This window comes from Streptomyces sp. NPDC107562 (assembly GCF_055657325.1).
Genome location: NZ_JBVKBE010000005.1, coordinates 172,292 through 197,576, shown reverse-complemented (window position 1 = coordinate 197,576; position 25,285 = coordinate 172,292). Strand labels below are relative to the sequence as shown.

Annotated in this window: 25 protein-coding genes; 15 read left to right on the top strand and 10 right to left on the bottom strand. The window is 72.8% G+C overall.

Annotated elements, in window-relative coordinates:
• Nucleotides 1-135 precede the first annotated feature (135 nt).
• Genes ACZ7LV_RS17305 through ACZ7LV_RS17285 form a run of 5 tightly spaced genes read left to right on the top strand, consistent with a single transcriptional unit; the run spans nucleotide 136 to nucleotide 6,423 of the window.
• Nucleotides 136-2,052, top strand: a complete 1,917-nt coding sequence (locus tag ACZ7LV_RS17305) for a maleylacetate reductase and hydroxyquinol 1,2-dioxygenase domain-containing protein (protein ID WP_471940179.1) — start codon at nucleotides 136-138, stop codon at nucleotides 2,050-2,052.
• A gap of 18 nt (nucleotides 2,053-2,070) precedes the next feature.
• The gene (locus ACZ7LV_RS17300) at nucleotides 2,071-3,837 is read left to right on the top strand and encodes an FAD-dependent oxidoreductase (protein ID WP_471940177.1); all 1,767 of its coding nucleotides are present in this window, start codon (nucleotides 2,071-2,073) and stop codon (nucleotides 3,835-3,837) included.
• A gap of 2 nt (nucleotides 3,838-3,839) precedes the next feature.
• The gene (locus tag ACZ7LV_RS17295; RefSeq protein ID WP_471940483.1) at nucleotides 3,840-4,598 is read left to right on the top strand and encodes a CoA transferase subunit A; all 759 of its coding nucleotides are present in this window, start codon (nucleotides 3,840-3,842) and stop codon (nucleotides 4,596-4,598) included.
• Nucleotides 4,595-5,236, top strand: a complete 642-nt coding sequence (locus ACZ7LV_RS17290) for a CoA transferase subunit B (RefSeq protein WP_471940175.1) — start codon at nucleotides 4,595-4,597, stop codon at nucleotides 5,234-5,236. The genes ACZ7LV_RS17295 and ACZ7LV_RS17290 overlap by 4 nt, the downstream gene beginning before the upstream one ends.
• Nucleotides 5,233-6,423, top strand: coding sequence for a thiolase family protein (locus ACZ7LV_RS17285; protein ID WP_471940173.1), 1,191 nt, complete (start codon nucleotides 5,233-5,235; stop codon nucleotides 6,421-6,423). Before ACZ7LV_RS17290 ends, ACZ7LV_RS17285 begins: the two co-directional genes overlap by 4 nt.
• A 28-nt stretch (nucleotides 6,424-6,451) precedes the next feature.
• Here ACZ7LV_RS17285 and ACZ7LV_RS17280 read toward each other — a convergent pair whose 3' ends face one another.
• Nucleotides 6,452-7,321 (bottom strand): helix-turn-helix domain-containing protein, encoded by an 870-nt coding sequence (locus tag ACZ7LV_RS17280; protein ID WP_471940171.1) that lies wholly within the window; start codon nucleotides 7,319-7,321, stop codon nucleotides 6,452-6,454.
• 135 nt (nucleotides 7,322-7,456) lie between these two features.
• Here ACZ7LV_RS17280 and ACZ7LV_RS17275 point away from each other — a divergent pair, with 135 nt between their 5' ends.
• Nucleotides 7,457-8,374, top strand: coding sequence for a hypothetical protein (locus ACZ7LV_RS17275; RefSeq protein WP_471940170.1), 918 nt, complete (start codon nucleotides 7,457-7,459; stop codon nucleotides 8,372-8,374).
• Between the two features lie 303 nt (nucleotides 8,375-8,677).
• On the opposite strand, the gene ACZ7LV_RS17270 is transcribed toward ACZ7LV_RS17275, so the two are convergent.
• Nucleotides 8,678-9,277, bottom strand: a complete 600-nt coding sequence (locus ACZ7LV_RS17270; RefSeq protein ID WP_471940168.1) for a hypothetical protein — start codon at nucleotides 9,275-9,277, stop codon at nucleotides 8,678-8,680.
• A gap of 123 nt (nucleotides 9,278-9,400) precedes the next feature.
• Here ACZ7LV_RS17270 and ACZ7LV_RS17265 point away from each other — a divergent pair, with 123 nt between their 5' ends.
• Genes ACZ7LV_RS17265 through ACZ7LV_RS17250 form a run of 4 tightly spaced genes read left to right on the top strand, consistent with a single transcriptional unit; the run spans nucleotide 9,401 to nucleotide 13,417 of the window.
• Nucleotides 9,401-10,453, top strand: coding sequence for an ABC transporter substrate-binding protein (locus tag ACZ7LV_RS17265; RefSeq protein WP_471940166.1), 1,053 nt, complete (start codon nucleotides 9,401-9,403; stop codon nucleotides 10,451-10,453).
• A 32-nt stretch (nucleotides 10,454-10,485) separates the two neighbouring features.
• Complete coding sequence (locus tag ACZ7LV_RS17260) at nucleotides 10,486-11,496, top strand: FecCD family ABC transporter permease (protein WP_471940164.1); 1,011 nt, start codon at nucleotides 10,486-10,488, stop codon at nucleotides 11,494-11,496.
• Nucleotides 11,493-12,605 (top strand): FecCD family ABC transporter permease, encoded by a 1,113-nt coding sequence (locus ACZ7LV_RS17255; protein WP_471940162.1) that lies wholly within the window; start codon nucleotides 11,493-11,495, stop codon nucleotides 12,603-12,605. The genes ACZ7LV_RS17260 and ACZ7LV_RS17255 overlap by 4 nt, the downstream gene beginning before the upstream one ends.
• Nucleotides 12,602-13,417 carry an ABC transporter ATP-binding protein gene (locus tag ACZ7LV_RS17250; protein ID WP_471940161.1) on the top strand — a complete coding sequence of 272 codons (816 nt, stop codon included), beginning with the start codon at nucleotides 12,602-12,604 and terminating at the stop codon, nucleotides 13,415-13,417. Before ACZ7LV_RS17255 ends, ACZ7LV_RS17250 begins: the two co-directional genes overlap by 4 nt.
• Nucleotides 13,418-13,453: 36 nt before the next feature.
• Here the strand turns inward: ACZ7LV_RS17250 and ACZ7LV_RS17245 are convergent, their stop codons facing one another.
• The gene (locus tag ACZ7LV_RS17245; protein WP_471940160.1) at nucleotides 13,454-14,065 is read right to left on the bottom strand and encodes a TetR/AcrR family transcriptional regulator; all 612 of its coding nucleotides are present in this window, start codon (nucleotides 14,063-14,065) and stop codon (nucleotides 13,454-13,456) included.
• Nucleotides 14,066-14,193: 128 nt separating this feature from the next.
• Between ACZ7LV_RS17245 and ACZ7LV_RS17240 the strand changes: the two genes are divergently transcribed.
• Nucleotides 14,194-15,636 carry an MFS transporter gene (locus ACZ7LV_RS17240; RefSeq protein WP_471940159.1) on the top strand — a complete coding sequence of 481 codons (1,443 nt, stop codon included), beginning with the start codon at nucleotides 14,194-14,196 and terminating at the stop codon, nucleotides 15,634-15,636.
• Between the two features lie 39 nt (nucleotides 15,637-15,675).
• On the opposite strand, the gene ACZ7LV_RS17235 is transcribed toward ACZ7LV_RS17240, so the two are convergent.
• From ACZ7LV_RS17235 to ACZ7LV_RS17220, 4 genes are all read right to left on the bottom strand, one after another.
• Nucleotides 15,676-16,278, bottom strand: coding sequence for a TetR/AcrR family transcriptional regulator (locus ACZ7LV_RS17235; protein ID WP_471940157.1), 603 nt, complete (start codon nucleotides 16,276-16,278; stop codon nucleotides 15,676-15,678).
• Nucleotides 16,279-16,345: 67 nt separating this feature from the next.
• Nucleotides 16,346-17,125: an SDR family NAD(P)-dependent oxidoreductase gene (locus ACZ7LV_RS17230; RefSeq protein ID WP_471940156.1), complete on the bottom strand. Its 780-nt coding sequence runs from the start codon at nucleotides 17,123-17,125 to the stop codon at nucleotides 16,346-16,348.
• Between the two features lie 82 nt (nucleotides 17,126-17,207).
• Nucleotides 17,208-18,077, bottom strand: a complete 870-nt coding sequence (locus ACZ7LV_RS17225; RefSeq protein WP_471940154.1) for an NAD-dependent epimerase/dehydratase family protein — start codon at nucleotides 18,075-18,077, stop codon at nucleotides 17,208-17,210.
• Between the two features lie 113 nt (nucleotides 18,078-18,190).
• Entirely contained in the window at nucleotides 18,191-19,054 is an 864-nt protein-coding gene (locus ACZ7LV_RS17220; RefSeq protein WP_471940153.1) for a LysR family transcriptional regulator, read from the bottom strand.
• A gap of 657 nt (nucleotides 19,055-19,711) precedes the next feature.
• On the opposite strand from ACZ7LV_RS17220, the gene ACZ7LV_RS17215 reads away from it, so the two are divergent.
• Nucleotides 19,712-20,545, top strand: a complete 834-nt coding sequence (locus tag ACZ7LV_RS17215) for a hypothetical protein (protein WP_471940151.1) — start codon at nucleotides 19,712-19,714, stop codon at nucleotides 20,543-20,545.
• Between the two features lie 77 nt (nucleotides 20,546-20,622).
• Here ACZ7LV_RS17215 and ACZ7LV_RS17210 read toward each other — a convergent pair whose 3' ends face one another.
• Together ACZ7LV_RS17210 and ACZ7LV_RS17205 are read right to left on the bottom strand one after the other, a co-directional pair.
• A complete protein-coding gene (locus tag ACZ7LV_RS17210) occupies nucleotides 20,623-21,447 on the bottom strand; it encodes a class I SAM-dependent methyltransferase (protein ID WP_471940149.1) in 825 nt (274 codons plus the stop codon).
• A 334-nt stretch (nucleotides 21,448-21,781) separates the two neighbouring features.
• Complete coding sequence (locus ACZ7LV_RS17205; RefSeq protein ID WP_471940147.1) at nucleotides 21,782-22,150, bottom strand: hypothetical protein; 369 nt, start codon at nucleotides 22,148-22,150, stop codon at nucleotides 21,782-21,784.
• A 201-nt stretch (nucleotides 22,151-22,351) separates the two neighbouring features.
• On the opposite strand from ACZ7LV_RS17205, the gene ACZ7LV_RS17200 reads away from it, so the two are divergent.
• Both ACZ7LV_RS17200 and ACZ7LV_RS17195 read left to right on the top strand, forming a co-directional pair.
• Nucleotides 22,352-22,927 carry a TetR/AcrR family transcriptional regulator gene (locus ACZ7LV_RS17200; protein ID WP_471940145.1) on the top strand — a complete coding sequence of 192 codons (576 nt, stop codon included), beginning with the start codon at nucleotides 22,352-22,354 and terminating at the stop codon, nucleotides 22,925-22,927.
• A gap of 135 nt (nucleotides 22,928-23,062) precedes the next feature.
• The gene (locus tag ACZ7LV_RS17195; RefSeq protein ID WP_471940143.1) at nucleotides 23,063-23,857 is read left to right on the top strand and encodes an SDR family NAD(P)-dependent oxidoreductase; all 795 of its coding nucleotides are present in this window, start codon (nucleotides 23,063-23,065) and stop codon (nucleotides 23,855-23,857) included.
• 26 nt (nucleotides 23,858-23,883) lie between these two features.
• Here the strand turns inward: ACZ7LV_RS17195 and ACZ7LV_RS17190 are convergent, their stop codons facing one another.
• Nucleotides 23,884-24,825 (bottom strand): AraC family transcriptional regulator, encoded by a 942-nt coding sequence (locus ACZ7LV_RS17190; RefSeq protein WP_471940141.1) that lies wholly within the window; start codon nucleotides 24,823-24,825, stop codon nucleotides 23,884-23,886.
• A gap of 130 nt (nucleotides 24,826-24,955) precedes the next feature.
• On the opposite strand from ACZ7LV_RS17190, the gene ACZ7LV_RS17185 reads away from it, so the two are divergent.
• A complete protein-coding gene (locus ACZ7LV_RS17185) occupies nucleotides 24,956-25,282 on the top strand; it encodes a nuclear transport factor 2 family protein (RefSeq protein WP_471940140.1) in 327 nt (108 codons plus the stop codon).
• Nucleotides 25,283-25,285 lie beyond the last annotated feature (3 nt).

Below are 25,285 nucleotides of genomic sequence, written 5' to 3'. Positions count from 1 at the left end.
ACCTCCCGTGCGCCTTTCGTGCAACGGCACGCCCCGAACGTGCAGGAGTTCACGCGCCCGTAACCCGCACACTCGGTGGCCAGGCACAACCGTGATCCGACCGACACGCGGAGGCGATGGACCATGCGGGCGTTCGTGCACACTTCCCATCCGGCACGGGTGATCTTCGGTCCCGGTACCGTCGGGGCACTCGCCGAGGAGGTACGCCGCCTCGGCGGTACCCGGGTGCTGCTGCTCTCGGGCCCGGCGCTCGCGGACGCGTCGGCGCGCGTCCGGGCCGGCCTCGGCGGTCTGCTGGCCGCCGAGTTCGACGGCGCGGCCATGCACACGCCGACCGACGTGACGGAAGCGGCGCTCGCCGTGCTGAGGGAGGCGGACGCGGACTGCCTCGTGTCCGTCGGCGGCGGCTCGACCACCGGCCTGTCCAAGGCGCTCGCCGTGCGCACCGGGCTGCCCCAGGTGGTCGTACCGACCACGTACGCCGGATCCGAGGTCACCCCCGTGCTGGGGGAGACGCGCGACGGCCACAAGGTCACCCGCTCCTCGCCCGCGATCCTGCCGGAGACCGTCGTCTACGACGTGGACCTCACGCTCTCCCTGCCTCTGCCCCTGTCGATCACCAGCGGTGTGAACGCGCTGGCGCACGCCGTGGAGGCGCTCTACTCCGCCGACGCCGACCCGGTCACCGACCGACGGGCCCTCGACGCGATCTCCCTCATCGGGCGGTCCCTGCCCCGGCTCGCCGCCGACCCCGGGGACCAGGAGGCGAGGGCCGACCTGCTGCAGGCCGCCTGGCTCGCCGGCACCTGCCTCGCCACGGTGGGCATGGGCCTGCACCACAAGCTCTGCCACACCCTCGGCGGCAGCTTCGGGCTTCCGCACGCCGAGACGCACACCGTGATCCTGCCGCACGCCATGGCCTACAACGCGCCCGCCGCCCCGGAGGCCATGCGCCGCATCGCCCGGGCACTGGACGTGCCCGACGCTCCGAGCGGCGTGTACGACCTGATCGCCTCGCTCGGCGGACCGGCCTCGCTGCGTGAGCTGGGCATGCCCGAGTCCGAGCTGGGCCGCGCCGCCGAGCTCGCGGCCGCGACGCCGTACCCCAACCCCCGGGAACTGACGGCCGCAGGACTGGAGAGCCTGCTGTCCGACGCCTGGCACGGCCGTCGGCCCCAGGAGTCCCACACCACCGACGTCACGACGGCCCGGCTCACCGAGCAGGTCGTGGCGAGCTTCGCCGGCGCGCCCGACGCCCGGGTCCGCACCCTGCTGACCGGCCTCGTACGGCACTTGCACAGCTTCGTGTCCGAGCAGGACGTCACGGACGCGGAGTGGCAGTACGCGATCGACTTCCTGACCCGGACGGGCGAGCTGTGCGGCCCGACCCGGCAGGAGTTCGTGCTGCTCTCGGACGTGCTGGGCGTCTCCAGCGCCGTGGACCTGCTGACCAACTCCCGCACCCCGGACACCACCCCGTCCGCGGTCCTCGGCCCCTTCTACGTGGAGGGACCGCCCGAGGCCGCGCACGGCAGCGACATCTCCGGCGGCCTGCCCGGCACCCCGCTGTGGGCGGACGTCCGCATCACCGACACGGCCGGTGTCCCGGTCAAGGACGCCGTCGTCGACGTCTGGCAGTCCAACGAGGACGGCTTCTACGACGTGCAGCTGCCGGACCTGGACGGCCCCGTGCTCCGGGCGCGGCTGCGCAGCGACGCCGAGGGGCGACTGACCTTCTGGTCGATCCTGCCCTCGGAGTACCCGATCCCGCAGGACGGGCCCGTGGGACAGATGCTCGCCGCGGTGGGCCGCCACCCCTACCGGGCGCCGCACCTGCACTTCATGATCGACGCACCCGGCCACCGCCGGCTCGTCACCCAGCTGTTCGTGGCCGGCGGCGCCTACCTCGACGGCGACACCGTGTTCGGCGTGAAGGACCAGCTCGTCGTCGACTTCGCCCCGCAGACCGGGCCCACCCCGGACGGCCGCGCCGTCGACGGGGAGTGGCGCCGCCTGGACCACGCCTTCCGCATCGCTCCCCTTACCGACTGAACGAGGAGACGGCCACCCATGACCCGCACGGACACCTACGACACCGACGTCCTCGTCGTCGGCAGCGGCCCCGCCGGAGGCTCGGCCGCCCTGATGCTGGCCACCTACGGCATCCGTACCCTCCTCGTCACCAAGTACGGCTGGCTCGCCAACACTCCCCGGGCGCACATCACCAATCAGCGGACCATGGAGGTCCTGCGCGATCTGGGCGTCGAGTCCGAGGCACTGGCGCACGGCAGCCCGTCCCACCTCATGGGGGACACGGTGCTGTGCACCGCGCTCACGGGCGAGGAGATCGGCCGGATCCGCAGCTGGGGCACCGGGCCCGGCTCCCTGACCGAGTACGCGTCGACCAGCCCGTGCGAGATGATCGACCTGCCGCAGACCTACCTGGAGCCGATCCTCACCACCAACGCGGCGGCCCGCGGCGCCAAGGTCCGCTTCGACACCGAGTTCCTGAGCCTCACCCAGGACGAGGACGGCGTCACGGCCCTGCTGCGCGACCGGGTGCGCGGCGACGAGTTCACCGTACGGGCCCGCTACGTGATCGGCGCCGACGGCGGACGCAGTACCGTCGCCGAGCAGATCGGCCTCCCCATGGACGGGCGCATGGGCAAGGCCGGCAGCATGAACATCGTCTTCAAGGCCGACCTCGCCCAGTACTGCGCCCACCGTCCCAGCGTCCTGTACTGGGTGCTGCGCCCCGGCGCGGCGACCGGCGGCATCGGCATGGGCCTGGTCCGCATGGTGCGGCCGTGGAACGAGTGGCTGCTGGTGTGGGGTTACGACATCGAGCAGCCGCCGCCCTCGGTGGACGAGGAGGAGGCGCGCCGGATCGTACGCGATCTGATCGGCGTCCCCGACCTGCCCGTGGAGATCACGTCCACCTCCCTGTGGACCGTCAACCACACCTACGCCTCGGCCTATTCGTCCGGGCGGGTGTTCTGCATGGGCGACGCCGTGCACCGTCACCCGCCGTCCAACGGACTCGGCTCCAACACCTCGGTCCAGGACGCGTACAACCTGGCCTGGAAGCTGGCCATGGTGGTCCGCGGCGAGGCGGAGCCGGAACTGCTGGACAGCTACTCGGCCGAACGCGCCCCCGTGGGGCGGCAGATCGTGGAACGCGCGAACCTCAGCCGCGACCAGTTCGGACCGGTCTTCGACACGCTCGGCGTCGGCGCGGACAGCGACGAGCAGGGCATCGCCGAGGGAATCGCCACCCTGCGCGCGGGCACGGCCGAGGGCGCCAAGCGCCGCCGCCTGCTGGAGGACGCCATCCAGCTCAAGAACTACGAGTTCAACGCGCACGGCGTCGAGATGAACCAGCGTTACGTCTCCGGCGCGGTCCTCGCCGACGACGCGGCCGCCGCCGAGCACTGGGAGGACGACCCGGAGCTGGTGTCCCGTCCCACGACCTGCCCGGGTGCCAAACTCCCGCACGCCTGGCTCGTGGACGGCGAGGGCGAGCGGCTCTCCACCCTCGACGCCGTCGGCAAGGGCGAGTTCACCGTGCTGACCGGGCTGTCGGGCGGGGTCTGGGAGGCGGCGGCGGACGCCTGCCGCGACGAACTCGGCATACCCCTGCGCCTCGTACGCATCGGCGACGACGACTCCCGTGACGCCTACGGCGAATGGAGCAGGGTGAGCGAGATCGCCGAGGACGGGGTGCTGCTGGTGAGACCGGACGGCTATGTGGCCTGGCGCCGCGGCGCCGCGCCGGGGGCCGCCCCGGAGGCACGGGACGAGCTGCGTGACGCGCTGCGCCGGATCCTGGGGCGGTGACCATGGACAAGCAGGTGGCCACGGCCGCGCAGGCGCTGGCCGACGTCACGGACGGACAGTCCTTCGCCGTCGGTGGGTTCGGACTGAGCGGTGTCCCGGAGGTACTCGTCGGCGCGCTGTACGAGTCCGGAGCGCGCGACCTCACCGTCGTGTCGAACAACTGCGGCGTCGACGGCCGCGGCCTCGGCGTGCTGCTCGCGGCACGTCGCATCAGCCGCGTCACCGGCTCCTACATCGGCGACAACAAGGAGTTCGCCCGCCAGTACCTGGCCGGTGAACTGGAGGTGGAGCTGATCCCGCAGGGCACGCTCGCCGAGCGCATGCGGGCGGGCGGCAGCGGCATCCCGGCGTTCTTCACACCCGCGGGCGTCGGCACCCCGGTGGCGGACGGCGGCCTGCCGTGGCGCTACGCCCCCGACGGCTCCGTCGCGGTCGCCTCACCGCCCAAGGAGGTGCGCGTGTTCGACGGCGTCGAGCACGTCCTGGAACACGCCGTCACCACCGACTACGCCCTCGTCCGCGCCGCCCGCGGCGACCGGCACGGCAATCTCGTCTTCCACCGGGCGGCCCGCAACTTCAACCCGCTGGCCGCCATGGCCGGCCGGATCACGGTGGCCGAGGTGGAGGAACTGGTCGAGCCGGGCGAACTCGACCCCGACGAGGTGCACCTGCCCGGCGTCTTCGTCCAGCGTGTCGTCGCGCTGACCCCGCAGCAGGCGGCCGACAAGGGCATCGAGAAGAGGACGGTACGCGAGCGATGAGCTGGAGCAGACAGGAGATGGCGGCACGCGCCGCACGCGAACTGCGCGACGGCGCCTACGTGAACCTCGGCATCGGGCTGCCCACGCTGGTGGCGGACTTCCTGCCGCCGGGCGTGGACGTCGTCCTGCACTCCGAGAACGGGCTGCTCGGTGTCGGGCCCTACCCGGCGCCGGACGAGGTCGACCCCGACCTGATCAACGCCGGCAAGGAGACCGTGACGGTACGGCCGGGAGCGTCGTTCTTCGACTCCGCGCTGTCCTTCGGCATGATCCGCGGCGGCCACATCGACACCGCCGTCCTCGGCGCGCTCCAGGTCTCGGCCCGCGGCGACCTGGCCAACTGGGCCGTCCCGGGAAAGATGATCCGGGGCATGGGCGGCGCCATGGACCTCGTGCACGGCGTGGGACGGGTCGTCGTGCTGATGGAGCACTGCGCCAAGGACGGCAGCTCCAAGATCGTCGAGGAGTGCACGCTCCCGCTGACCGGACGGGCCTGCGTCGACCGTGTCATCACCGACCTGTGCGTCCTCGACGTCACCCCCGAGGGACTCGTACTCGTCGAGACCGCCCCGGGCGTGACGACGGACCAGGTCGTCGACCGCACGTCCGCATCCCTCATCGTCAGGAGCCCCCAATGATCGAACGACCGCGTGATGTGTACATCGTCGACGCCGTGCGCACCCCCTTCGGCCGGTACGGCGGCGCACTGTCCGGCGTACGCCCCGACGACCTGGCCGCCGGCGTGCTGCGCGCCCTCGTGGAACGCAGCCCCGGCCTGGACCCGGCCCGCATCGACGACGTGCTGTTCGGCAACGCCAACGGCGCCGGCGAGGACAACCGGAACGTGGCCCGGATGGCCGTCCTGCTGGCAGGCCTGCCGGTCGGCGTGCCCGGCGCGACCGTCAACCGCCTGTGCGGTTCCGGTATGGAGGCCGTCGTCCAGGCAGCCCGCGCCATCGCCCTCGGGGACGCCTCGGTCGCCGTGGCCGGCGGCGTCGAGTCGATGAGCCGGGCCCCGTGGGTGCTGCCGAAGCCGGACCGGGCCTTCCCGGCGAAGGACCAGCAGCTCCACTCCACCACCCTGGGCTGGCGCATGGTCAACCCGAGGATGCCCCAGGAGTGGACGATTCCGCTCGGCGAGAGCGCCGAACTGGTGGGCGCCAAGTACGGCGTGACGCGCGCGGAGCAGGACGCCTTCGCCCTGGCCAGCCACCGCAACGCCGCCGCCGCGTGGCGCGAGGGCCGCTACGAGCGCGAGGTCGTGGCCGTCGACGGCGTGGACCTGCCGCGCGACGAGAACATCCGCGACACCACCTCCCTGGAGGCACTGGCCAAGCTGAAGCCGGCCTTCCTGCCCGAGGGCACCATCACCGCGGGCAATGCCTCGCCGCTGAACGACGGCGCGTCCGCCCTGCTCCTCGCCGACGAGGAGGGGCTCGCCGCGATCGGCCGCGAACCGTTGGCCCGGGTACGCGCGGCGGCGGTCACGGGCATCGAGCCGCAGTACTTCGGCTTGGGCCCGGTGGACGCCATCCGCAAGGTGCTCGCCAAGGCGCGGGTCGACGCGTCCGACCTGCGCACCGTCGAACTGAACGAGGCCTACGCGGCCCAGGTGCTGTCCTGCCTGGCGGCGCTCCCCGAACTCGACAGGTCCGTCGTCAATCCGCGGGGCGGCGCCATCGCCATCGGACATCCGCTGGGCGCCTCCGGGGCCCGAGTGGCGGGTGCGGTCGCCCACCAGCTGGCCGCGGCCGGCACGGGCACCGGTCTGGCGGCGCTCTGCATCGGAGTGGGTCAGGCGCTGGCGCTGGTGCTGGAACGCTGAGCGGGGGAGGGCGGTCCTCGCCGCCCTCTCACCCCTGGCGGCGCACCACGGCCGGGGTGGTGTCCATGCGCGCGCGCATCACCCGGGTCAGGTGCTCCTGATGGGAGAACCCGCACTCGATGGCCACCTGCCCGATGGGCGCCGACCCGGTGCGCAGCAGCCGGCACGCGTGTTCCAGGCGAAGGCCGAGCACGTACTGGTGCGGGGACTGCCCGGTGCTGGCGCGGAACTGGCGGGTGAACTGACTGACGCTGAGCGACGCGACGGCGGCCAGATCCGCGATCGGCAGCGGCTCGGCGAGGCGCTCCCCGATGAGGTCTTGCACGGCGGCGAGCTGCCGGGCGGAGAGCCCGGAGCGTACGGGGACCCGCGCCGCCGGGCGGGCGGCGTGCCGCCGGGCGAGCTGCGCGGCGAGCATGCCGGTCAGGTGGTCCACGTAGGTGCGGGCCGACGGCTCCCAGCGGCGCACCGCGACGTCCAGCGCGATCACGAGCTGCTCGGCGAGCGGATCGGTGGCGCCGAGTTCCTCGGACAGCTCGACGGTCCGCCCCTCATTGGCGTCGCGCAGGGCCTGGTCCGTCAGATAGGCGTGCACCGTGTCCAGGGGGCCGCCCAGCTCGACGCTGAGCTCCCGGCCGACCGGCTGCAAGAACAGCCCACCGGCCGGAACGGTCCGCGACCGGGCCGCGCCGCCCTCGCCCCGGCGCACCGTGACCGGCCCGCTGAGGTGCAGGATCAGCAGATGCGTGGGAGCGGGCGCGAACGTAGCCCGGTAGGACTGCTCCGTCTGGGCGGAGAGGTAGAGGTGTTCCCACCCGAGCCCCGCGCTGCTGTACCGGGGCCGCACACCGGGCAGGCGCAGCATCCCCACCGTGTCGGCCAGGCCGAGCTCTGCCACGGTGCGACCTCCTCGGGCACCCACAAGCTTGTTGAATGATGAAGTATAGCGCCGCCCGGTCGGAGCGATCGCGCAGAGCCTCCCGTACTGGATCAAACTGGACAGAACATCCGGCGACACAGCGGAGGCGCGGCGATGCGCGGCGACGACGAGTACGACGACGAGTACGGCGACGACGAGTACGAGGAGTCGCAGCCGTACGAGGAGTCCGAGCCGTACGACGGCGCACGGGGGGCGGCCGACGCGGAGCCCGACGTCTTCCTCGACGTCCCCGTGCTGAAGGTCGAGGAGATCGACCTGGACGTCGACGATCTGCGGGCGCGGGTCTCGCTGCAGGCCGAGGTACTGGACCTGCTGAAGCTGAACGTGGGCGCCGACGTCTCGCTCGGCCGGGTGCACCTCGGCATCTCGGGCGTCGAGGCGCAGGCCCAGCTCAGGGTGCGTCTGGACAACGTCGCGACGATCATCAACCGGGTGCTCACCACCCTCGACCGCAACCCGGAGCTCCTGCGTGAGCTGGCGCGAGGAGTCGGGTCGGCCGTGCAGGACGTCGGTGGCGGGGCCCGGCAGGCCGTGGGCGAGCTGGGCACGGGTGCCGGACGGGCCGTTCAGGACGTGGGGCAGGGCGCCGGTGCCGCCGTCCAGGACGTGGGCCGGGGTGCCGGGGGCGCCGTACGGGACGTGGGCCAGGGTGTCGGCTCGGTGGCGAAGGACGTCGGCGAGGGGGCCGGAAGGACCCTCGGCGAGGTGGGCGGCGCGGCGGGGCGCGCGGTGGAGGACGTCGGTCAGGAGGCGGGCGGGACCGTCGGAAGGGCGGGCGAGGAGGTGCGCGACACCGCCGAAGGCGCGGTGGAGAGCGCCACGGGCCTGACGGACACCGCGGACGAGGCCGGCCGCGAACGGAGCACCTCGCGCAGAGCGGCGCAGGACCGAGGTGGCGTCACCCGGAGTCAGGGCGGCGCACGTCCGCGCAGGGTGCGCGGCGAGGACGGGAAGCTGCCGCCGCGGACCAGTCGCCGCCGCACCGCCGACGACAGCGAGGAACCGCCCTGAACGGCGAGCGCGCGGCCGGAGCGAGGGGCGGAGGACATCTCGTTCCGGTCGGCAATCCACGCGGAGCGGCTCCGCTTCACGGCGGAGCCCCGCACCTCCGTCCGTTTCCCGGGCACCGGGGAACGGGAGTCGACGAGCCGCAGTGACCGGACGAACCTCCCCGAGAGGGTCGTCCCCGGTCAGGAGTACGAAGGCGTCACTGTCGCCTACCACCTCGCGACCCGGCTGACCGGTGAGCAGAGGCGAGGCACCGGCGGCCCCTCCGGTTGAGCGGCCGCACCGGCCACCGGAACCGTCCACGGTTCACACGCGGGGGCGCACCTCGACAGCCGCCTGGTCGTAGGCGTGGTACGAGAGCGGGTCGGGCTCGATCAGCAGCACCACCCAGGAACCGCCGCGCTCCCACACCTCGTACCTCTCGGCGCCGTCGGGCCGGTACGAGGGTTCCGCGAGGGGCTCGCCCAGCCGCGCCCGCAGCAGCTCACCCGCCCGCAGGTACTCGGCCTCGAAGTCCGCCGCCGATGCCTGCGGCAGGCAGTCGGCGCGGGCGAAGAACGGGCCCTGTTCGCGCTCCCACTGCTCGGGGTCGCCGGGGTCCGCGAAGAACGCGAACGGCAGGAGCACGAAGCAGTCCGCGCGGCAGGCGGGGTGCTCGCACGCGACGTCGGGCCCCTCCTCGCAGCCCGGCCACTCCCCGAGCAGCAGCCACCAGTCGTCCACCCCCTCGTCCCCGGCGACCGGCCACGCGTCCAGCCATCCGATGACGATCTCGCCGTCCTCCTCCATGTGCCAGCCGTTGCGGACGAAGGCCTCCTCGTACGCCCGACGGCTCCACGGCAGGTCCGCGAGCGAGATCATGCGTTCCACCAGGTCGCCGTCGAGCGGCCGTCGCGTCATCGCCATGGCGACGAACGTACTGGAGCGGCTCCCGGGCGCCCCAGGCACCCCTTGCGAACCGCCCACAGGCTTCACATAAGGTAAGGCTCGCCTAATTGTTCAAAGCTGAATCACAGCAAGGAGCGCCCCATGTCCCGTCGACGCCGCGGCCCAGCGGTCGTTGCCCTCGCCCTCGCGGCCGCGCTCTCCCTCACGGCGTGCGGCAGCGGTGCGTCCGGGAAGGACGACGGCACGTCCGCCGCCGCCGGATCCGGCACGAAGGACTCGAAGTCGGTCGCCATGGGCGGCGAGGACTTCGCCGACGCGGCGCGGAAGACCGCCGAACTCGGCACCGACGCCAAGCCCGGCGAGTGGCCGCGCACCCTCACCCACGCCATGGGCACCACCGAGATCAAGGCCCGGCCCGAGCGCGTGGTCGTCCTGGACGTCGGCGAGCTGGACAACGTTGTCTCGCTCGGCATCAAGCCCGTCGGCCTGGCGCCGAGCGAAGGCTCCCCGGAACTGCCCGCGTACCTCAAGAAGGACGCCGGGACCCCGGCGAACATCGGCACCATCAACAGCCTCAACCTGGAGGCGATCGCGGCCCTGAAGCCCGATCTGATCCTGGGCAGCCAGCTGCGCGCCGCCGCCTCCTACGACGAGCTGTCGCAGATCGCGCCGACGGTCTTCTCGATCCGCCCCGGCTTCCCGTGGAAGGAGAACTACCTCCTGAACGCCGCCGCGCTGGACCGCACGGCGCAGGCCGAGGCGAACCTCGCCGCGTACGACAAGCGCGTGAAGGCCCTCGCCGCCGAACTGGGCCCCGACAAGCCGACCGTCTCGATGGTCCGGTACATGCCCGACGGAGTGGTCCGGCTCTACGCCAACAGCTCGTTCATCGGCACGATCCTGAAGGACCTCGGCATTCCGCGGCCCGAGAACCAGGACATCGAGGACCTTGCCGCCGAGGTCAGCGCCGAGAACATCGATCAGGCGGACGCCGACTGGATCTTCAGCGGCGTCTACGGCGACCCGAAGGCCACGGACAAGAGCAAGGCCCAGGGCAACCCGCTGTGGAAGAACCTCACGGCGGTCAAGGCGGGTCACGCCTACGACGTGCCGGACGAGACCTGGTACCTGGGGCTCGGCGTCACCGCCGCCGACGCGGTGCTCGACGACCTCCAGAAGTACCTGGCCGGCTGACCGACCCGCGCACGAGAGAGTGAGCCCGGCGGATGTCGCCACCCACCCCCACCCGTCGCCGGGCCGCCTGGCTGCTGGCCGGTGCCGCGATGCTGCTGCTCGCCGTGCTGCTGAGCCTCGCCGTCGGCAGCCGCCAGATCGCGCCCGGTGAGGTGCTCCAGGCACTGCTGCACGGCGGCGGCAGCGACGACGCCCAGGTCGTGCGGGCGTTGCGGGCCCCCCGCACGGTCGTGGGCGTGCTCGCGGGCGTCGCCCTCGGGCTCGCCGGCACGGTGATGCAGGGCCTCACCCGCAACCCCATCGCCGAACCGGGCATCCTCGGTGTCAGCCAGGGCGCCGCGGTGGGGGTGGTGTGCGCGATCGCCTTCTGCGGCGTGCACACGATCAACGGCTACGTCTGGTTCGCGTTCGCGGGCGCCGCGCTGGCCGCGGTGGGCGTGTACGCCGTCGCCAGTGGCGGACGCGACGGGGTGTCACCGGTCAAGCTCGCGCTGGCGGGCGCCGCGATGAACGCCTTCCTCGCCGCCCTCGTCTCCGGGATCGCCACCACCAACGCCCGTGTCCTCGACGAGTTCCGCTTCTGGCAGATCGGGTCGATCAGCGGGCGCGGCAGCGAGGTCGCCGGCCAGCTCTGGCCGTTTCTGCTGGCCGGCCTGCTGCTGGTCGCGGTGATGGCCCGGGGACTGGACGCCCTCGCCCTCGGAGACGATGCCGCGAAGGCCCTCGGGCACGACGTGGCGCTGACGCGCCTGCTCGGGGCGCTGGGCGCGACCGTGCTCACGGGTGCCGCGGTGGCCGCGGTCGGCCCGATCGCGTTCGTCGGCCTCGCCGTGCCGCACATCGCGCGGGCGCTGGTCGGCACGGCGCACCGCTGGGTGCTGCCCATGGCGGCGCTGCTCGGGCCGGTGATGATCCTGGGGTCGGACGTCCTCGGCCGCGTCGTCTTCCCGCCCTCGGAGGTTCCGGCGGCCGTCATGACCGCCCTGATCGGGGTGCCGTTCCTCATCGCGCTGGTCCGGCGCCGGACGGTGGTGGCCGCATGAGCCGCACCGAGGTCGACGCCGGGCTCCCCGGACATCCCGGGACGCGCCCCAGCGGGCCCGTGGTCCGCCCGGCCGGGCACGCCGTGCTGCGCGGTGGCCGCGCCAGCTTCCTGCTCCATCGACGGGCGGTCGTCGTCGCCGCGGCGCTGTCGGTCCTGCTCGCCGGCGCGGTGGTGGCGTACCTGTGCGTCGGCGAGTCCTTCGTGCCGCCCGCCGAGGTGGTCCGCGTGCTGTTCGGGCGGTCGAGCCCCGACGAACTGGTGGTGGGGACGCTGCGCCTGCCGCGGCTGGTGGTCGGGCTCCTCGCCGGAGCCGCGTTCGGCCTGGCAGGCGCGCTCGTGCAGACCGTCGCCCGCAATCCGCTCGCCAGCCCCGACGTCATCGGCGTCACGCACGGCGCCGGAGCGGCGACCGTCGCCGCACTGGCCTTCAACGCCGTCGCCGCCGACGCCCTTCCGTACGTGTCCGTCGCGGGTGGCGTCGTCGCCGCCGTGCTGGTCTACGCCTTCGCATGGCGGCGCGGGCTCCAGTCCTCCCGCTTCGTGCTGGTCGGCATCGGTGTGTCGGTGGCCCTCGGCTCGTTGACGCAGCTCTTCCTCACCAAGGGCGACTACCTGGTGGCCCAGCAGGCGAAGGTCTGGCTGACCGGCTCCCTCAACAGCCGCGGTTACGAGGAAGCAGCCCCGCTCGCGCTGGTCATGGCGCTCGCGGTCCCCGCCGTCCTGTGGGCGGCTCGGGCCCAGCGCGGCGCCTCGTTCGACGACGACACGGCGACCGCCCTGGGCGTGCGTCTGAACCGGGTGCGGCTCGGACTGACCGCGCTCGGTGTCGTCCTGGCGTCGGTGGCGACCGGAGCGGTCGGCCCCGTCGACTTCGTGGCCCTGCTGGCCCCGCAGATCGCGCGCCGGCTCACTCGCACGGCCCAGATCCCGCTGCTGTCCTCGGCGTTGACCGGCTCGCTGATCGTCGTGGTCGCCGATCTGCTGGGCCGCCGTATGTTCTCCCCGATCGAGCTGCCGGTCGGCGTCCTCACCGCCGCGGTGGGCGCTCCGTACCTGATGTGGCTGATCGTCCGCACCCGTAGCCGTTCCGGAGGCACCTCCTCATGAGCCGTCCGCCCGTCAGCCGCCTCTCGGCGCGCGATCTGACCCTGGCGTACGAGGACCGCACCGTGGTCGAGGGCCTCGACCTGGACATACCCGACGGCAAGGTCACCGTCGTCGTCGGTCCCAACGCCTGCGGCAAGTCCACCGTCCTGCGCGCGCTGGGCCGGCTTCTGAAACCCCGTGGGGGCTCGGTCCTGCTGGACGGCGCCGAGATCGCCGAGGTCCCCGGCAGGCGGATCGCGCGGACCATCGGTGTCCTGCCGCAGTCCCCGACCCCGCCGGACGGCATCACCGTCGCCGACCTCGTCTCCCGTGGCCGCCAGCCGCACCAGAAGTGGTGGCAGCAGTGGTCGGAGGCGGACGAGCGGGCCGTCGCCGAGGCGCTGGCCCGTACGGACACCGCCGACCTCTCCGACCGTCCGGTGGACGAACTGTCCGGCGGCCAGCGGCAGCGCGTGTGGATAGCCATGGCCCTGGCGCAGGACACGGAGCTCCTGCTGCTGGACGAACCCACGACCTATCTGGACATCGCCCATCAGGTGGAGGTCCTGGACCTGGTCCGCCGGCTCAACCACGAGCGCGGCCGTACCGTCGTCGCCGTCCTGCACGATCTCAACCAGGCCGCCCGTTACGCCGACCACCTCGTCGCCATGAAGGCCGGCCGGATCGTCGCCCAGGGGCCGCCGGACGAGGTCGTCACCGCCGAGCTCGTCGAAGACGTCTTCGGCCTCTCCTCGGTCGTGGTGCCCGACCCCGTCACGGGCGGCCCGCTGGTCGTGCCCACCCGCACCTGGCAGCCCGCGTCCGCGGGCTGATCGCCCGCCCCTCGGGGAAGCCCGCGCCGCGCGGCCCTACCCGCCCCCACCCTCGTCGGACGCCGCGATCGCCGCATCGATCAGCGCCACGGCGATGGCGCGCGCGTGGGCCGCGGGTTCGGTGCTGTTGAGGGCGGTGCCCCGCGCCGCCGCGCCGTCGTAGAGGAGCGCGAGCTGCTCGCCGAGTTCCTCCGGCGCACGGGCGCCGGCCCGGCGTGCGAGGTCGGCGAGCCGCCGGGCGAACTCGCTCTTGTAGGCGGCCGCGAGCCGGTGGGCCGGGTGCTCCGGGTCGGGGATCTCGACGGCCGCGCCCAGGAAGGGACAGCCGCGCAGCGGCTTGCCCGACACGTCGGGTCGGTGGTCGAAGACGGCGAGGAGCTGTTCGCGCGGACTCGGGCCGCCCTGCGCCGAGGACGAGCCGTCGGGCAGCAGCGCGTCCTGGAGACCGCTCAGGTAGGCGTGGACCAGGTCGTCCTTGCCCGCGAAGTGCGCGTACAGCGTGCGCTTGGAGACGTTGGCGACCGTGCACAGCTGGTCCATGCCGGTCGCGTTGACCCCTTGGGCGATGAAGAGATCGGTGGCCGCCTTCAGGATCCGCTCCCGGGCGCCGCGGCCACGGCGGCGTGCGGGGGAGGGTGCAGTGCTCATGCTTCGAGGATACCGATCGTTTTACTTAAGCGGAGTCCTCCGCTAGGGTCGGAGGCTCAAGTAGACCGATCGGTGTGCTTAAGGGCGGATGCGCCCGTGCGGCACCTCCGTGTTCTGGAGCAGCAGTCATGACCTCACCCCCACCGGCGGCACGGGCCGCGGAATCGGCGACGCGGCCTCAGGTCCCCGGACTCCGCGACCGCCGGACGCCGTCCGCGGGACTCGTGCTCGCGGTGCTGGCGACCTCGGTGTTCCTGTCCGCCCTGGACGCCTTCGTCGTCAACGTCGCGCTGGCGCCCATCGGCCAGGGGGTGGGGGAGACGTCGCTGTCCCGGCTGAGCTGGATCCTCAACGGATACGCGATCGTCTACGCCGCCCTGCTGGTGCCCGCCGGCCGCATGGTGGACCGCTACGGGCAGAAGGCCGGCTTCCTGCTCGGCCTGGGCGTCTTCACCGCGGCCGGCCTGGGCGCGGCCCTCAGCGGCAACCTGTGGGTGCTGGTCGCCTTCCGCTTCCTGCAGGCGGCCGGAGCGGCCGTCCTCACGCCGGCGAGCCTCGGCCTCGTCCTCGCCACGGCGCCACCCGGCAAGGCCACCCGGCACGTGCAGATCTGGGCGGCCAGTGGATCGCTGGCCGCGGCGGCCGGCCCCGTGGTCGGCGGCCTGCTCGTCCAGGCGGCCTGGCAGTGGATCTTCCTACTGAACCTGCCGATCGGGATCGTCGCCCTGGTCATGGCCGCGCGGTTGCTGCCCGCCGGACACCGGGGGGCCGACGGGCGCCTGCCGGACCTGCTCGGCGGGGCGCTTCTCGTGGTCGCGATCGGTGCGCTGGCGCTGGGCCTCGTCCAAGGTCCCGAGTGGGGCTGGGGCGCGGGCGCCACCCTTGCCGCCTTCGCGGTGTCCGCGAGCGCGCTCACGCTGTGCCTGCGCAGGTCCGCCCGTCATGCCGTACCCGTCGTCGATCTGCACCTGCTGCGCGACCGCGCGTTCGCCTGGGCGAACATCGCCGTCCTGCTCTTCTACGCCGCCTTCGCCATGCAGCTCCTCGGTATCACCCTGTGGTTGCAGCAGGTGTGGCACTGGTCGGCGATCGAGACCGGCCTCGGTGTGGCCCCCGGCCCGGCGATGGTGTTCGTGGCCGCCCTGCTCGGCCGGCGCCTCGCCCGGCACATGCCGACGGGGATCGTCGCCGCCACGGGCGCGGCGCTCGTCGCCCTCGGCACGGCCTGGGTGGCCCTGCGCGCGAGCGCCTCCCTGGCCTACGCCACCGATGTCCTGCCCGGCTGGCTGGTGGCCGGCGTCGGCGTGGGCCTCGCCCTGCCCACCCTGATCTCCTCCGCCACCTCCCACCTGCCCAAGGACCGGGGCGCCACCGGCAGCGCGATCGTCACCATGGCGGGACAGGTCGGCACCGTCCTCGGTGTCAGTGTCCTGGTGGTCGTCCTCGCCGCCACCGGATCGGGTGGCCCGGCCCACTCCTTCTCCCTGGCCTGGTGGACCTCCGCCGCGGTGATGACCGTGAGCGGCCTCGCGGCCCTGGGGATGACACCTCGCCGTCGGCACACACCCTGATCGGCGAATCCCGGGCCCGACGGTGCGAACACGGGGGGCTCACCCGTCGGTGAAGAGCAGCTCGAAGACGCCTTCCAGGCGCCGGGCCAGTTCCTCCTCGTCGGCCCGCACCAGTGCCGTGTCGCCGATGACCTTGCGCATCAGCCAGACCCCGGCGATCACCGACAGGGCCAGTCCGGCGCGTTCCCGGACGTCCTGGCCGTCCAGTCGCTCCGCCAGCCGCCGCCCGACGTGGCGCTCGATGCCCTGCCGCATGATGTCCGCGCTGCGCTCGTTGGGCGCGGACAGCAGCATCAGCAGGAACGGGTCGAGGTGCTCGGCCCCGGGTGCCGTCCGTTCCACCAGCGCCCGGGCCACGTGCTCGCTCATCGCGCCCGGGTCGTCCGTGACGACGGTGGGCGGCGCGAAGGACGCCTCCACCACCTCGGTGAAGAGCTGCTCCTTGGAACCGAAGTAGCGGTTGACCAGCATGGCCGTCACCCCCGCGGCGGCCGCGATCTCCCGCACGCCGACACCGTCGTAGCCGTGCCGGGAGAACGCCTCCGTGGCGGAGCGGAGAATGGCCTCACGAGTGGCGGCGGAGTTCCGGGGCCGCCTGGCGGCCGGGCCGCCGACGGGCGTCGCGGGCCGTTCCTGTTCCATGCTGCGCAGTCTAACCAGGCGGGTGAGCCATGGTCTACAAGCGTATACATCATGCCCGCGGCGATGCTCAGACCGCGGAGCGGACGGTGCCGCCGTCCACGCGGATCGTGGCGCCGCTGATGTAGTCGGCGTACGGGCCGGCGAGGTAGGCGACGACACCGGCGATCTCCTCCGGGCGGCCGAAGCGGCCGATGTCGTTCGGAACGACCTCGCCGGAGGCGTTGTGCTCGATCTCCTCCCACGACTCGCCCCAGCCGTGCTCCGGCGCGAGCGTGGTGAGCAACTCCTGCACCGCGTCGACGAGGATCGCGCCGGGGGCCACCACGTTGGACGTCACTCCGGTGTCCTTGAGCTCCCGCGCCAGGGAGACGGCCAGGTTGTGTCGTGCGGCGAGAGTGGCGTTGTAGTGCGGCAGGGCCGCGGTCGGCTGGGTGGCGAGGCCCCCGCCGATCTGGATCACCCGCCCCCAGCCGCGCTCCCGCATACCCGGCACCAGCCGCCCGATCATCCGGACCGCGGACACCACGTTCACCTCGTAGGCGCGGATCCAGTGTGCCGAGGTGGCCTCGGCCCAGCCGATGTGCTCGTACGCCCCGGCGTTGTTGACCAGGATGTCGACCTCGCCCGCCGCCGCGGCCACGGCGTCCGCGCCCTCGTCCGTGGCGAGGTCGCCGATCGCGACGGCGACCGCGCCGGTCTGCCGTGCCACCTTCCGGGTCCGGGCCTCGTCGCGTCCGTGCACGACGACGTCGGCGCCCTCCGCCGCGAGCAGTCGCGCGATCGCCTCGCCCAGCCCTGAACTGGAGCCCGTGACCAGGGCCCGCCGGCCGGTCAGATTCAGGTTCATGATCCTGCCCTTCTGTCCTGTCTACGACTGTAGACATTGTAAGTCTACATCCGTATACAACGTGGCGAAGGCTCCGCCGGGCTCACCCCCGGGCGAGCTCGGCGAGTGCGTCGCGCCGGGCGGGTGCCCAGCCCAGCTCGCGCCGGGCCCGGGCGCCGGTGAGCCGCTGGTCGAGCGCGAAGGCCTCGGCAATGGGCCCCATCCGCCGGACGGCCTCCTCGACAGAGAGGGATGCGACCTTGCCCGGACATCCGGCGGCCCTGCTGAGGGCGAGGGCGATCTCCGCCAGCCGGTGGTGCGCGCCGTCGTCGACCCCGGCGTAGACGGAACCGGGACGGGCGTCGAGCGCCAGGACGTACAGCTCGGCGATGTCCTCGACATGGACCAGAGCCCAGTGGTTGGAGCCGTCCCCGATACAGGGCACGGCGCCGGCGGCGCGCCCCGGCTCGACGAAGAACGACTGGGCGAGCCCGCCCGAACGCCCGTACACCAGGCCCGGCATGACGACCACCGGACGCCCCCCGGTGGCGGCCCGGGCCAGCACGCGCTTCTCGTTCTCCAGCCGCCAGGCGGTGAGGGGCGGCGGACGCAGCGGGGCGTCCTCGTCGACCACCCCGTCGGTGTCGCCGTACACCCACACCCCGCCGGTGTGCACGTAGGGGCGGCTCCCCGCGCCGTCCTGGAGTGCCTCCGCCGCCGCGCGGTCGACGTCGGCGGTGCCCTCGGCGTAGTCGGCCCCCAGGTGGATCACTCCGTCGGCCCGGCGGGCGGCATCCCTCAGGACGTCGAAGTCCGTGAGCGTCCCCGCGACCGGCGTGGCGCCGAGGTCCGCGACGGTACGCGCGGAGTGCTCGCTGCGCGCCAGAGCCGTCACCTCGATGCCGTGCCGGACCAGCGCCTGAACGGTGAAGCGGCCGATGTAGCCGGAGCCGCCCGTGATGAATACCTGCATCGTCCTCACGGTCCCTTCGCGAAACGGCGGGATTTCCGCCGCTCGTCCATGCTCGGACCGTGTCGTGGACGGCGTCCAAGACCTATTCCGTCAGCGGTGATGCCCTCAGGGCATCAGTACTGGGCCGCGGCGACGTCCGCGAACTCGGGCAACAGCGCGGAGCGCCGTCCGGCGCTCCAGGCGAGGCAGACCTCGCCCGGGCCGATGTCGTCGATGGGGACGTGGACGACATCGGCGTGCGTGTAGTAGGTGGCGGTCGACAGGGGAAGGACCACGACACCCCCCGAGGTCGCGACGTGCTCCAGTTTCTCCTCGACGCTGCGGAAGAGCGGCCGTGATCCGGGCGCCACCTCGGCGCCGGTCCGCTCGGGAAGGTCGCGCCACTCGGGGACGGCGTCGGGATCCTGCAGCAGGCGCTCGGCCGCCAGCTCCGCGACGCCGATGGACTCCTTGCCCGCCAGGCGATGCCGCGCCGGCAGGACGGCCACGCGGGGCTCCCGGAAGAGCGGGCGCAGCGTCAGGCCCCGATGCTCCACCGGGAGCCTCACGTAGCTCACGTCGACCGAGCCCTCGTGCACCGTCCGGACCTGCGTGTCCCAGGACGTCCGCACCACCTGCACACTCAGCTCGGGGTGCCTGGCGGCGAAGGCGCGCACCGCGCCGGTCACGGTGATCCCCGGCATGAAACCGACGGTGAACGTCGACGCGCCCTGCGCGGCCCGCCGCACGCGCAGGCCCAGCGCCTGGGCATGCGCCAGCAACGGCCGGGCATCCTCCAGGAGCTGGTGCCCGGCGGCCGTCAGTTCGGTGGACTGCTTGTTCCTCGCGAACAGCTGTGCGTGCAGTTCGCGTTCCAGGGCCCGGATCTGCCGGGAGAGCACCGGTTGCGTGATGTGCAGACGCTCGGCGGCGCGTCCGAAGTGCAGTTCCTCGGCGACCACCACGAAGTAGCGCAGCTTGCGCAGATCGACATCCACTGCCACTCCTACCGTGCGGACGCCATGCCCCCAGGCTAGTCCCCGCTCGTGGTCGCCTCGGGTCCGGGCGCGTGCGAGCATGACCGAACGGGGTCTGGGGGGGGTCGGCCGCGACCTGGGCGCAGGAGCAGGTCGCCGCGGTCCGTGACGATCCGGCGACGCGCATCGCCCTCGTGGGGCGTTGCCACCACGGCCCGTTCGGCAACGCCCCGCGGCATCTGCCGTACCGCCGGGCGGCGATGTCCTTCATGCGGTGGCAGACCCGGCGGGGACTGCTCCGGCCCCCGACGAGCGAGCGCCCGGCAGTTCCTGGTGGCACCGTGAACGGCATGTTCCGTGACGGCTGTGAGGCCGTGGCCGTGAGCGGGGCATGTCCGGGCCGGCCTCGTCCCGGGCGCACGACGGCAGCGTGGCGGACCTGGCGCACTCGGGGAGCGCTTCTCCATGAACGTCGGCTCCGCCGGGTCCTGCGCACCCACGCCCTCGTGGCGGCCACGCATGGTCGTTCGAGGACCTCGGTGTCCGGCGACCACCGCGTTCCTTCCTCGTTCGCACGGCTCGTAGGGTGCTGCCGCCGGAGCGCCACGGGTGAGCCGGTCGGAGTCCGGACGACCCGTCACCGGCCTCCGTTACGCCTCTCGGTACAAGGAGACACAGGTGGAAGACGAGACGCCGAGCATGGACGTGACCCTGTGGGCCACGCTGGACGAACAGGCCGTCGTCCCCGGCGGAGATCTCGTCGTCCAGTGGTTCCGCACGGCGCTGGACCGTCTGGTCCCCTCGGAAGGGAACGTCGACTCGCACGGGCTGGTGACGGAGTCGATCGGCGGTGGCCGCGAACTCCGGGTCCAGGACGTCCGGGCCGACTGGCCCGTGTTCGCCGAGGCGTTGCGGCCGCTGCCGTTCTACGCGTCGGCAGGCTTCCACGTGCCTGCCGAGGACGAGGGCGTCTGGATCGACGACGTCGCCCGCGTCGGCGCCGTCCAGGTGGACCGCGGCAGTCGCACCGAACTGTCCGCTGCGCTCCGGGCCGGTGAGAGGATCGACGACCCAGCGTTCTGCGCCGGCCTCGTCGACTTCCTGGCCGTGGCGCTCGACGGAGCCGATCCGGCCTTCGTCCGGGTGGACCACCTCAACTTCCACGAGAGCACCGATCTGGAGGCCGCGCTGAGCCGCTCCCGGCGCAGGTCCCGCAGGGAGTCCCGCAGCCTGCTGCGCGGCTACTCCTGGGTCACGGGAGTCCCCGGAGAACTGGCCGCACGGCTCGGAGGCGCAGCGGCCCTGCGGGCGACGGGCGCGTTCCACACCGTGCGGGAGCTGCGCGGCGGCGGCGTGCTGCTCCAGGCCTGCGAGACGCTCGCCGGCTACGACGCGCACCGTATACGGGCGGTGTTCCGCGCCCTGGCACGGGTGCTCCCGCCGGGAATGCCGCTCGCGGACCCTGCCCGGCCCGGCATGCGGGTGGCATTCGAGGACGCGCGCGCATACTGAGCTCCGGCCCGGTCCCCCCGGGTGCCGCAGCAATCCTGGTGGCCGCCCCGGGCCCTCGCGGTCGTCGGACGGGCTCGTCACGTGGTCGTGCGCGGCTTCGTTCCCCAGGCGGTGAGCAGGCCGGCCGACAGGGCGGCGCATTCGTCGCAGCCCAGGTACCGGACCGCGGCATCGACGTCCGCGTCGTTGACCAGGCCGGTGGCGAGCATCGCCTCCCTGCTCCGCTCCCAGGTCTCCGCCCAGAAGCGGCTGATGGGGCTGCCCGGGAGCAGCGGGGGCACATGGATCTCGGCGGCGACCGGCATGAGCCCCGTACCGCGCAGCAACCGCGGATACGACGGCACCCACGAGACATCGGTGCCGATGGTGGACCGCAGCCCCTGCCACATCGCGCGCATCACCGTCGTGTACGGCGTGCCGGGCGTCCGCTCGCTCGTCAGGTCGACCGCGTCGCTCAGCACCAGCACCCCGCCCGGCTCGACAAGGCGGGACAGCGCCGCGATCAGGCGCTCGTGCTCCGGCAGGTGCATCAGCACGAAGCGCGCGTGCACGAGGTGGAACCGGCCGGGATCGAAGTCGCCGGCGGTGACGTCGGCCTCCAGCACGTCGAGTCCGGGCACCGGTCGCTCGGTGAGGAAACGCACGTCGCGGTCCACGGCGAGCACGCTCGTCACCCCCGCCTCGTCCAACAGTCGCCGCGAGATCGTGCCTGTGCCGGCACCCACGTCGAGGCAGCGCCATCCCGGGCCGGCTCCGAGTGCCCGCAGCCGCGCCATGGTGACGTCGTCGTAGGTCAGGGCGCCGAGGTCGATGCGCTCGCCCTCGCCCGCCCGCTCGGGAGGGAAGACGGTCTCGCCGTAACGAGCGCCGTGTCGCGCGTCGTCACCCGGGGCAGGGGTCACGCCGCCGCCCGTGTGACAGGAAAGGTGGCTGCGCACCGGGCGTACCGAGGCCGCGCGTCTACGGGAGGTTTCATGGCCGGATCTCTTCCTCGAGTGAGGCGGTGCCGCGCGGGCGTCCGCAGGCCGCCGGCCCGCCGCATCCTCCACCGCGGGCCGCCCCCACGGCCGAGACGCGCCGCGCCGGAGCCGATCTTCAGCACGGCGCGCCGATTCGCTTCCTCCCCTCGGCGGACCGCGACGGTTCAGGACCGTGCCCGAAGCGGCCCCCCCCGGAAGTCGGGCGTGTCCGCGGCGGCGACCGCCATTCCAGGAGCCCTGAGCGCGCGCGGTGTGCTCAGTGGGCCGGCTGGACCCGGTAGCTGACCGCCCCGAAGCCGAACTCACCGGTGTGCAGGCTTCCGAGCCGGTAGAAGGTGTCGCCGCTGCTTCCCGGCAGTCCGGCCCGGCAGTCGGGGCGGTAGAACACGTCGATGTCGTGCGCGGAGACGTTCACGCCGGACCGGACCGCTTGCGCCAGGTTGTGGCAGGTCCCCACGTCTCCGAGGTCCACAGGGATCTCCGTGCCCGTCAGGCGTGGACCGGTGTGCAGTGCGGCGGCGGGGCTGCCGAGGGCCGCGGCCGAGGGAGATCCGGCCGACAGGGCCAGAAGTGCGGCGGCGAGCGAGGCAACGGCGGAAGCGGTTCTCGTACGGCGCGTGATCACGGGACGTCCCTTTCTGAGCGGGTGTGCGGGCGGCGATGCCCGGCTGACGGCGATCGATCAGCCGGTGAAGATGGTTACAGCTTCAACAAGGTGCCGGAAGTGGAGAACCCGCCACCCCTTCGGCCGGTAGGCGTCTTCGGCCGCAGCGGGACGCCGCATCATATTTGAGTGAACATTCCAGAATCGGTTATGGTGGGGTGCATGGCACGTAACCGGGAGTTCGACGTCGACGCGGCCCTCGAGCGGGCGATGGACCTGTTCTGGCGGCGCGGCTACGCCGCGACGTCCCTGCAGGACCTGCTCGGGGAGATGTCGATCGGGAGCGGAAGCCTGTACGCGGCATTCGGCTCCAAGGAGAAGCTCTACGCCCGTGCGCTGGAGCGCTACTGCTCCGTGTACACGCGAGGCTTCTCGGAGCGGCTGGAGGGGGACGCCGACGTCCGGACCGCCGTGCGCGGCGTCCTGCTCGACATGGTCGAGGCCGATCTCGCCGCCCCGGAGCGTGGGTGCCTCGTGGTCAACGCCGCCACGGAGCGCGGCGACGACCCGGCCACGACCGACCGGGTGGGGGCCGCGCTGCGGCTCGCGGAATCGGCGCTCGCCGGCGCGCTGGAGCGTGCGAAGGCCCGCGGCGAGTTGGCGCCGGACAAGGATCCGGCCGAGCTCGCCCGCTTTCTGACCACCTTCGTCCAGGGGCTGCGCGTGGTGGGCAAGGCCCGCCTTGGCCGGGCCTTCGTCGAGGATGCCGTGTCGACCGCCCTGCGCGCCCTGGACTGATCGACCCGATCGGTCGGGCCGGCTCGGCCGGCCGGGCGAAGGGCCGGGTCACCGGTTCGGTGGCGCCCCGGTGGCGTCGGTCCTGAGCTGTGCCTACCTTCATTGTGTATCAACCAATCCAGAAAAAGGTCATTCATGGAGCTCCACCTCAAGGGCAAGGTCGCCGTCGTCACCGGAGCCGGCAAGGGCATCGGGCTGGCGACCGTCGAGGCGCTGGGACGCGAGGGCGTCCGCGTGGTCGCCGGCAGCCGAAGTGCCACGCCCGAACTCACCGCGCTCGGTGACAAGTACGACGTCACGTTCGTGCCCGTCGACCTCGCGACGCCGGACGGGGCGGACGCCCTCGTGCGGTATGCCGTCGACGCACACGGCAGGCTGGACATCCTCGTCAACAACCTCGGCGCGACCGACTCCCGGGGCGGCTTCCTGGAGGTGGACGACGGCGAGTGGCAACGCGTCTTCGACGTCACCTTCTTCAGCGCCGTACGGGCCAGCCGCGCGGCCCTGCCCCACCTGCTGGAAGCGGGGGACGCCGCCATCGTGAACATCAGCTCCATCAACGCCCGGCTGCCCTACCCCATGGTCGTGGACTACTCCGCGGCGAAGGCGGCACTGACGAACCTGACCAAGGCGCTGTCCGAGGAGTTCGCACCGCGCGGTGTGCGCGTCAACGCCGTCGCCCCCGGCCCGGTCCGCACCCCCTTCTGGACCGCGCCGGGCGGCTTCGCCGAGGTCATGGCGGCCTCCGCGGGTACCACCCCGCAGGAGGCCATCGACGTGGTGGCACCCCGGACCATGGGCATCTCGACCGGCCGCGTCACCGAGCCGCAGGAAGTCGCCGACCTGGTCCTCTTCCTCGCGTCACCCGTCGCGGGCAACGTCACCGGCACGGAGTTCCTCATCGACGGGGGCCAGGCCAAGACCATCTGAGCCGCCCGGACGCCACGAGTGGGGTCTCAAGCGGGCGGCGCGGTGGCCCGACGGCCGGTGTCCGGCCGCCGGTAGGCGCCGGGGCTCACGCCGAACTCCCGCTTGAAGGCGCGGTTGAAGGCGAACTCCGAGTGGTATCCGACCCTCTCGGCGACGGCCTGGAGCGGCGCGTCGTCGTCGCGCAGGATCCGACCGGCGGTCGTCATCCGCCACCAGGTCAGGTACGCCATCGGCGGCCGCCCGACGAGTTCGGTGAAGCGGCGGGCGAACGCGGACCGCGACACACCTGCCCGACGGCTCAGCCCCTCGACCGTCCAGGCGGCCGCGGGCTCGGCGTGCATGTCCTGCAGCGCCGACCCGATCGTCGGGTCGGCGAGCGCCGCGGCCCAGCCTCCCGTCTCCCGCGGGGCGTGGTCCTGGTACCAGGCGCGCAGGATGTACAGCAGCATCGTGTCGAGCAGCGCGGGAATCGCCGCGTCGGTCCCGGGTCTGCGCCGGTCGAGCTCGTCCCCGAGCAGGTCGACGACCGCGTGGAGCGCCCCACGGCTTCCCACCCGCCGGGGCAGGTGCATGAACGCGGGGAGCTCGGCGAGCAACGGGTGCGCGCCCGCCCGGTCGAGCTGGTACGAGCCGCACATCAGGAGAGTGAGGTCGCCGACGGCATCCGCCGTGCCGGGCGGCCTCACCCATGTGTCGTCCATGTCGGGTGCGACGTCGACGAGGTCCCTGCCGGGCGAGTCGGCGAGGGCCATCTCCTGGCCGTGCGGCACCAGCACGACGTCTCCGGCCCCCAGCGGCACCGGCTCCCGCCCCTCGGACAGGAGCCAGCACCTGCCCTGGAGGACGACATGGAAGCCGACCTCTCGGCCGGCCGGGAAACGCAGCCCCCACGGCGCCGAGCGGCGGGTGCGCGCGGCGTGCGGCCTGCCGGTACGGATGACGGAGACCGCGTCACTGACGACGTCCATGCTCCGATCGTACCGATCACACCGGAAGCAAAGACGGACGGACAAAAAATCGGCGTTCTCGGTCATGGATCATCCACAACGATCTTCATAGGGTCATGAGAGCAATGTCCACCCGAAGAAGAGAGCCATCATGACGGCCACCGCGCCCCGGATCATCCGGCGCTACTTCGCACTCGCTCCCGCACCGGACACCGAGGCGTACTTCGCCCTGTTCGCCGACGACGCGCTCGTCGAGGACGAGGGCAAGGAGTACGCCGGCATCGACGCCATCCGTGCCTGGCGCACCGAGGTCCCCCTCGTCCGGTACACGATCACCGACCTCGAACCGGCCGGCACCGGCCTGGTCGTGACCTGCACGGTCGCGGGGGACTTCCCGGGAAGCCCCGTCACAGGCCTGAAGTTCCACTTCGAGGAGTTCGACGAGGACCAGGTGAAGACCCTGCGCATCCGTCCCTGAAGA

Bases quoted from the DNA above. Each gene is read 5' to 3' on its own strand.
- ACZ7LV_RS17250 (WP_471940161.1), top strand. From the start codon at position 12,602: ATGAGCCGTCCGCCCGTCAGCCGCCTCTCGGCGCGCGATCTGACCCTG.
- ACZ7LV_RS17190 (WP_471940141.1), bottom strand. From the start codon at position 24,825: ATGGACGTCGTCAGTGACGCGGTCTCCGTCATCCGTACCGGCAGGCCG.
- ACZ7LV_RS17230 (WP_471940156.1), bottom strand. From the start codon at position 17,125: ATGAACCTGAATCTGACCGGCCGGCGGGCCCTGGTCACGGGCTCCAGT.
- ACZ7LV_RS17200 (WP_471940145.1), top strand. From the start codon at position 22,352: ATGGCACGTAACCGGGAGTTCGACGTCGACGCGGCCCTCGAGCGGGCG.
- ACZ7LV_RS17240 (WP_471940159.1), top strand. From the start codon at position 14,194: ATGACCTCACCCCCACCGGCGGCACGGGCCGCGGAATCGGCGACGCGG.
- ACZ7LV_RS17225 (WP_471940154.1), bottom strand. From the start codon at position 18,077: ATGCAGGTATTCATCACGGGCGGCTCCGGCTACATCGGCCGCTTCACC.
- ACZ7LV_RS17290 (WP_471940175.1), top strand. From the start codon at position 4,595: ATGAGCTGGAGCAGACAGGAGATGGCGGCACGCGCCGCACGCGAACTG.
- ACZ7LV_RS17285 (WP_471940173.1), top strand. From the start codon at position 5,233: ATGATCGAACGACCGCGTGATGTGTACATCGTCGACGCCGTGCGCACC.
- ACZ7LV_RS17245 (WP_471940160.1), bottom strand. From the start codon at position 14,065: ATGAGCACTGCACCCTCCCCCGCACGCCGCCGTGGCCGCGGCGCCCGG.
- ACZ7LV_RS17235 (WP_471940157.1), bottom strand. From the start codon at position 16,278: ATGGAACAGGAACGGCCCGCGACGCCCGTCGGCGGCCCGGCCGCCAGG.
- ACZ7LV_RS17300 (WP_471940177.1), top strand. From the start codon at position 2,071: ATGACCCGCACGGACACCTACGACACCGACGTCCTCGTCGTCGGCAGC.
- ACZ7LV_RS17255 (WP_471940162.1), top strand. From the start codon at position 11,493: ATGAGCCGCACCGAGGTCGACGCCGGGCTCCCCGGACATCCCGGGACG.
- ACZ7LV_RS17260 (WP_471940164.1), top strand. From the start codon at position 10,486: ATGTCGCCACCCACCCCCACCCGTCGCCGGGCCGCCTGGCTGCTGGCC.
- ACZ7LV_RS17270 (WP_471940168.1), bottom strand. From the start codon at position 9,277: ATGGCGATGACGCGACGGCCGCTCGACGGCGACCTGGTGGAACGCATG.
- ACZ7LV_RS17265 (WP_471940166.1), top strand. From the start codon at position 9,401: ATGTCCCGTCGACGCCGCGGCCCAGCGGTCGTTGCCCTCGCCCTCGCG.
- ACZ7LV_RS17295 (WP_471940483.1), top strand. From the start codon at position 3,840: ATGGACAAGCAGGTGGCCACGGCCGCGCAGGCGCTGGCCGACGTCACG.
- ACZ7LV_RS17195 (WP_471940143.1), top strand. From the start codon at position 23,063: ATGGAGCTCCACCTCAAGGGCAAGGTCGCCGTCGTCACCGGAGCCGGC.
- ACZ7LV_RS17185 (WP_471940140.1), top strand. From the start codon at position 24,956: ATGACGGCCACCGCGCCCCGGATCATCCGGCGCTACTTCGCACTCGCT.
- ACZ7LV_RS17275 (WP_471940170.1), top strand. From the start codon at position 7,457: ATGCGCGGCGACGACGAGTACGACGACGAGTACGGCGACGACGAGTAC.